Origin of the sequence: Longivirga aurantiaca (assembly GCF_042660085.1) — a bacterium.
GTDB lineage: Bacteria > Actinomycetota > Actinomycetes > S36-B12 > CAIYMF01 > Longivirga > Longivirga aurantiaca.
This window is the reverse complement of the sequence record NZ_JBHSTI010000063.1, coordinates 1-5,882: the sequence shown is the minus strand read 5'-3', so window position 1 is coordinate 5,882 and position 5,882 is coordinate 1. Positions and strand designations below refer to the sequence as shown.

At 72.6% G+C, this 5,882-nt stretch carries 8 protein-coding genes; 7 read left to right on the top strand and 1 reads right to left on the bottom strand.

Annotation, left to right across the window (positions count from 1 at the left end; all coding sequences use genetic code 11):
- The 7 genes from ACFQGU_RS17705 to ACFQGU_RS17675 form a co-directional block, all read left to right on the top strand.
- On the top strand, nt 1–290 hold a 290-nt coding region (locus tag ACFQGU_RS17705), incomplete at its 5' end, for a ribonuclease P protein component (protein WP_386769020.1).
- On the top strand, nt 287–685 hold the full coding sequence (gene yidD / locus ACFQGU_RS17700; protein ID WP_386769019.1) for a membrane protein insertion efficiency factor YidD: 399 nt from the start codon (nt 287–289) through the stop codon (nt 683–685). The genes ACFQGU_RS17705 and yidD, both read left to right, overlap by 4 nt.
- Entirely contained in the window at nt 682–1,695 is a 1,014-nt protein-coding gene (yidC, locus tag ACFQGU_RS17695) for a membrane protein insertase YidC (RefSeq protein WP_386769018.1), read from the top strand. The genes yidD and yidC overlap by 4 nt, the downstream gene beginning before the upstream one ends.
- A gap of 127 nt (nt 1,696–1,822) precedes the next feature.
- Nucleotides 1,823–2,335: a Jag family protein gene (locus ACFQGU_RS17690; protein WP_386769017.1), complete on the top strand. Its 513-nt coding sequence runs from the start codon at nt 1,823–1,825 to the stop codon at nt 2,333–2,335.
- A 67-nt stretch (nt 2,336–2,402) separates the two neighbouring features.
- Entirely contained in the window at nt 2,403–3,038 is a 636-nt protein-coding gene (gene rsmG, locus ACFQGU_RS17685) for a 16S rRNA (guanine(527)-N(7))-methyltransferase RsmG (protein WP_386769022.1), read from the top strand.
- A gap of 265 nt (nt 3,039–3,303) precedes the next feature.
- Entirely contained in the window at nt 3,304–4,233 is a 930-nt protein-coding gene (locus tag ACFQGU_RS17680) for a ParA family protein (RefSeq protein ID WP_386769021.1), read from the top strand.
- Nucleotides 4,234–4,329: 96 nt separating this feature from the next.
- Nucleotides 4,330–5,367 carry a ParB/RepB/Spo0J family partition protein gene (locus tag ACFQGU_RS17675; RefSeq protein WP_386769016.1) on the top strand — a complete coding sequence of 346 codons (1,038 nt, stop codon included), beginning with the start codon at nt 4,330–4,332 and terminating at the stop codon, nt 5,365–5,367.
- A 33-nt stretch (nt 5,368–5,400) separates the two neighbouring features.
- Here the strand turns inward: ACFQGU_RS17675 and ACFQGU_RS17670 are convergent.
- On the bottom strand, nt 5,401–5,882 hold a 482-nt coding region (locus ACFQGU_RS17670; RefSeq protein ID WP_449280331.1), incomplete at its 5' end, for a D-alanine--D-alanine ligase family protein.

Here is a 5,882-nt window from a genome sequence, read left to right as displayed (position 1 = left end):
ACACCGCCCCTTCATCCCGCCCCGGGCAGAGCCCGCGGGCGGGATTCGTCGTGAGCAAGGCCGTCGGCGGCTCCGTCGTGCGCCACGCCGTCGCCCGCAAGCTCCGGCACCTCATGGCCCCCCGCCTCGGCGACCTCCCGGTCGGGTCGAGCGTGGTCGTGCGGGCGCTGCCCGACTCCGCCCGCGCCACCTCGGTCGAGCTCGCCGTCGATCTCGACGGAGCGCTGGCCAGCGCGCTGCGCAAGGCGTCCCTGCGCTCGGAGACCGCAGCTGCGGGTGCTGCCCCATGACCGCTGCCGTCTCTGCGGTACGCCGGTTCCTCGGCGCGACCGTCGGCCGGGCCCTCGGCCTGCTGCTCACCGGTCTGATCGTCGGCTACCGACGTCTCATCAGCCCGATGCTCGGGCAGCGCTGCCGGTTCTACCCCTCGTGCTCGTCGTACGCCCTCGAGGCGATCCGGGTGCACGGTGCCACCAAGGGCACGGTGCTCGCGACCTCCCGGCTCTGCCGCTGCCACCCGTGGAACCCCGGCGGCGTCGACCACGTTCCCGCGAAGGGCGCCTGGAAGCCCGAGCCCTACGTCCCGCTCACCAGCCGGGACGACCTTCCGAGCGAGATCGCTCCCCCGAACCCCCCTAGCGCCGGCACGCCTGGCGACCCCACCACCGACCGGAGTGCCGCGTGAACTGGAATCCCCTCAACTGGCTCGAGTACGCCGTCAGCTGGGTCCTCGTCCAGTTCCACAAGGTCACGGGCCTGATCTTCGGTGAGAGCTCGGGCTGGGCCTGGGCCTTCGCGATCGTCGGCCTCGTGATCGTGATCCGCATCCTCCTGATCCCGCTGTTCGTCCGGCAGATCAAGAGCCAGCGCAACATGCAGCTGCTGCAGCCGAAGATCAAGGAGATCCAGGCCAAGTACGCGGGCGACCGCGAGCGCCAGAGCCAGGAGATGATGGCGCTCTACAAGGACACGGGCACCAACCCGCTGTCGTCGTGCCTGCCGATCCTGGCCCAGGCGCCCATCTTCTTCGCGCTGTTCCAGGTGCTGCAGGGCATCGCCATGGGCCAGGCCAAGGGTGTGCTCACCCCTGAGCTCGTGGAGCAGGCGCAGAACGCCGAGCTCTTCGGCGTCCCCATCTACGCCTATTTCATGGGTGCGGACGAGACGCCCAACCCGACCGCGACGCGCATCCTGACCGCGGTCCTCATCATCCTCATGACGATCACGACGTTCCTCACCCAGCGCCAGCTGATCGTGAAGAACAGCGCCAAGGACAACCCGATGGTGCAGCAGCAGAAGATCCTGCTGTACGTCTTCCCGGTGATCTTCGCCGTCACGGGCATCAACTTCCCCGTCGGCGTCCTCATCTACTGGCTCACCACGAACCTGTGGTCGATGGGCCAGCAGTTCTACGTGATCCGCAACAACCCGCAGCCCGACACCCCGGCGTACGAGGCCTGGGAGAGGCGCGAGGCGGCCAAGCGCGCCAAGAAGAACGGCGGCGTCGACCCCGAGGCCCCGCCGCCCCCGACCGTCGCTCCCCCCGCTCCGCGCCAGCAGCCCAAGAAGCAGACCCGCAGCACCCGGCAGAAGAAGCAGCCAGGGCAGGCCGGCCAGCCGGGGCAGCAGGGCCAGTCGAGCACGGGCGACACCCCGCGCGAGCCCGGCACGCCTGAGCCAGAACCGACCGCCTGACCGTTTCCCGTGAAACACGCCGCCCTGAGGGCTGCGTCTCCAGGTTTCCCGTGAAACACCCGAACCCGAGGTGCGCCCCGCACCTGATCGTCCGGTGCCCCGGGCACCCGAGCCAGAAAGACGACTCATGAGCGACACGACCGACACCACCACCGAGGCCCCCGTTTCCCGTGAAACAAAGGCCAACGCCCTCGAGCGCGAGGGTGACATCGCCGCCGACTACCTCGAGGGCCTGCTCGACATCGCCGATCTCGACGGCGACATCGACATGGACGTCGAGGGCGACCGTGCCCTCGTGAGCATCGTCGGGGGCGACATCGAGCACCTCGTCGGCCAGGACGGCAAGGTCCTCGATGCCCTCCAGGAGCTCACCCGCCTCGCGGTCACCCGCGAGACCGGCGAGCGCTCGCGCCTCATGCTCGACGTGGCCGGCCACCGCGCTGCCCGCCGCGAGCAGCTCACCGCGCTCGGCAGCGAGGCGTCCGCCCGTGCGAAGGAGAGCGGCGAGGCCGTGCGCCTCGAGCCGATGAGCCCCTTCGAGCGCAAGGTCGTCCACGACGCTGTCGCCGCCGCGGGCCTCACCAGCGAGTCCGAGGGCGTCGAGCCCCACCGCTACGTCGTCGTCCTGCCGTCGGCCTGAGCAGGCCGACGACACCGTGACCGACGTGCATCCGGGGGAGGACTCCCGTGAGCCGGCCGACCGTGAGGTGCAGGCCCGGCTGGCGGAGCGCTACCCGGCTGCGGCCGCGGGGCTGGCGGCGTACGCCGACCTCCTCGCCGGTGACGGCGTGGTGCGCGGCCTCATCGGCCCGCGCGAGACCGCGCGGCTGTGGAGCCGGCACGTGGCGAACTGCGCGGTGCTCGAGGAGCTCGTGCCCCAGGGATCGAGCGTGGCCGACGTCGGGTCGGGGGCAGGCCTGCCCGGCCTCCCGCTCGCGCTGGTGCGCCCGGACCTCTCCGTGGTGCTCGTCGAGCCGCTCCTGCGGCGCGCGACGTTCCTCTCCGAGGCGGTCGAGGCTCTCGGCCTCGCCGGCCGGGTGGAGGTGCTGCGCGGCCGCGCCGAGGACGTCAGCCTGTCGGTCGATGTCGTCACCGCCCGTGCGGTGGCGCCCCTGGATCGGCTCGCCGGCTGGACCCTCCCGCACGCCCGGGCAGGGGGAGTCCTGCTGGCGCTCAAGGGGGAGGGGGCGGCCGAGGAGGTCGCAGCCTCCCTGGTGGCGCTGGAGAAGGTGGGCGGCGGCAATGCCGAAGTGCTCACCTGCGGCGCCGGCGTGGTCGACCCGCCCACCACCGTGGTGCGGGTGGTCCGGATGACCGCCGGACGGCGGAAGGGATCGCGATGAGCACGCCCTCCAGCAGCGCAGCACCGACCGGTGCGGCGCCCGGGCTCGGGTGGCCGCTGGCCGCCCCGCGCACGAGCCCCAGCGGCCTGGGTTGGCCCCCGGACCCCGCTCCCCACCAGACTGCGGATCGCACGACCGACACCGACACCCGGAAGGAGGGGCCCGCATGAGCACCGAGCAGCCCCTCGCGACGGCCGAGGTCGAGGGTTCGGTCGAGCCCCAGGCTGAGGCTGAGGTGCAGACGCCCGCCGACGCCGAGGAATCCATCTTCGACACCCCGCTCGCCCGGGCGGCCGAGGTGGCCGTGGCCGTGAAGCACCGCAGGTTCGGCGAGGACCTCCCCAAGCCGCCGCGCCCGCGCGTGCTCACCGTGGCCAACCAGAAGGGCGGCGTCGGCAAGACGACGTCCACGGTCAACCTGGCGGCAGCCCTCGCCCTGCAGGGCCTCGAGGTGCTCGTGATCGACCTCGACCCCCAGGGCAACGCGTCCACCGCGCTGTCGGTCGAGCACCACGCCGAGATCCCGAGCATCTATGACGTGCTCATCGAGGGCCGCCCCCTCGTCGAGGTGGTCGTGCCTGTCGTCGACCACGACGGCCTCTGGTGCGCTCCAGCCACCCTCGACCTCGCCGGCGCCGAGATCGAGCTCGTGTCGTCCGTGGCCCGCGAGCACAAGCTGCGCAAGGCAGTCGCGGCGTACATCGGGGTGCACGAGCAGGCGCACGGCCGGCTCGACTACGTGCTCATCGACTGCCCGCCCAGCCTCGGCCTGCTCACCCTCAACGCGCTCGTCTGCGCCGACGAGGTGCTGATCCCCATCCAGTGCGAGTACTACGCGCTCGAGGGCCTGGGCCAGCTGCTGCGCACGGTCGGCCTCGTCACCGAGGAGCTCAACCCCACGCTGCACGTCTCGACGATCCTGCTCACGATGTACGACGCCCGCACCCGCCTGGCCGCCCAGGTGGCCGAGGAGGTGCGCAGCCACTTCGGCGAGCGCGTCCTGCGCACGGCCATCCCGCGCTCGGTGCGCGTGTCCGAGGCGCCGTCGTACGGGCAGACGGTCATGACCTACGACCCGGGCAGCAGCGGGGCGCTCTCCTACCTCGAGGCGGCTCGCGAACTGGCCCGCCAGGTGCTGCCTGGAGGCGGGTACGGGTCCCCAGCACCAGCTTCTGCGGCGCCTGAAGCCAGATAGCACCGCAGCAGCGGCCGACCACCCGCAGCGCGGGCGCGGTCGGTGTCGGCAGGTAGGGTCACGCACCGGAGGCACGGCGAGGAAGGGAGCGGCAGGGTGAACCAGCGACGTGGGCTCGGTCGTGGGCTCGGGGCGCTCATCCCCAGCGCGCCCAAGCCGGAGGCAGGATCGCCCGAGGGCACCGACGCCGCCGACCTCACCGGCTCGCGCGACGCCCCGCCCGTGCCCGCCGTGCAGGTGGCCGCCAACGCCACCGACCCGCACCCGGTCGACGCCTTCTTCTCCGCCGCCCCCGTGCCGGCGGACGACTCCTCGCTGCAGGACGTCGCGGGGGTCCGGTACGCCGAGATCCCGCTCGACGACATCACGCCCAACCCGCGCCAGCCGCGCGAGGTGTTCGAGGAGGAGGCGCTCTCCGAGCTCGTCTTCTCGATCAAGGAGATCGGCCTGCTGCAGCCGGTCGTCGTCCGCCCGGCCGGCCCCGACTCGGCCGTGCCGTTCGAGCTCGTGGCGGGCGAGCGCCGCTGGCGCGCGAGCCGCCTCGCCGGCCTCGAGCGCATCCCGGCGATCATCCGCGAGACCGCGGACGACGTGCTCCTGCGCGACGCCCTGCTCGAGAACCTCCACCGCGCCCAGCTCAACGCGCTCGAGGAGGCCGCGGCCTACCAGCAGCTGCTCGACGACTTCGGCTGCACGCAGGAGGAGCTCGCCGCCCGCATCGGCCGCAGCCGTCCGCAGGTGAGCAACACGCTGCGCCTGCTGCGCCTGCCCGCACCCGTGCAGCGCCGCGTCGCCGCGGGTGTCCTCTCGGCCGGCCACGCCCGCGCCCTGCTGGCCCTCGACGACACCGACGCCATGGACCGCCTCGCCACCCGCATCGTGGCCGAGGGCCTGTCGGTGCGCTCGGTCGAGGAGATCGTGGCGGTCGGCGAGGCCGACGGCCGCGAGCGGGTGCGCGTCTCGCGCCCGCGCACGCCGTCGATGCCGGGCCTGGACGACATCGCGAGCCGGCTGTCGGACCGCCTCGAGACCCGGGTGAAGGTCGAGGCCGGCAAGAGCAAGGGCAAGGTGTCGATCGAGTTCGCGACCCTCGACGACCTCCGCCGCATCGTCGACATCATCGACCGCGGCTAGTTACCGCCGAAACCCCTAGAAGCGCAAGGGGAATCAGCCCTCGACCGCCTGCTTCACGAGACCGGCCACCAGCTCGCCGAGGTCGAGGCCGGCTGCCGCCACGGCCTGGGGGTACGTCGAGGTCTCGGTCATGCCGGGGGCGACGTTCACCTCCAGGAACCACGGCGTGCCCTCGGAGTCGACGATCAGGTCGACGCGCGACCAGTGCCGCAGCCCGAGGGTGGTGTGCACCGTGGTCGCCGCGTCGGCGCAGGCGGCGAGCACGTCGTCCGAGAGCCGCGCGGGCACGAAGAACTCGGTCGCCCCGGCGGTGTAGCGCGCGCCGTAGTCGTAGAAGCCGCCGTCCGGCACGATCTCCACCACGGGGAGGGCGCGGGGGCCGCTGCCGTCGTCGACCACCGAGACCGCCACCTCGGTGCCGGTGACGAACCGCTCGATGAGCGCGGTGTCGCCGTACGCGAACGACGCCATCATCGCGCCGGGCAGGTCGGACGCCGACCGCACGACCGAGGCCC

What these genes read in the sequence shown, in the direction of transcription:
- yidD (WP_386769019.1), top strand. Translation starts at nt 287, where the DNA reads ATGACCGCTGCCGTCTCTGCGGTACGCCGGTTCCTCGGCGCGACCGTC.
- ACFQGU_RS17690 (WP_386769017.1), top strand. Translation starts at nt 1,823, where the DNA reads ATGAGCGACACGACCGACACCACCACCGAGGCCCCCGTTTCCCGTGAA.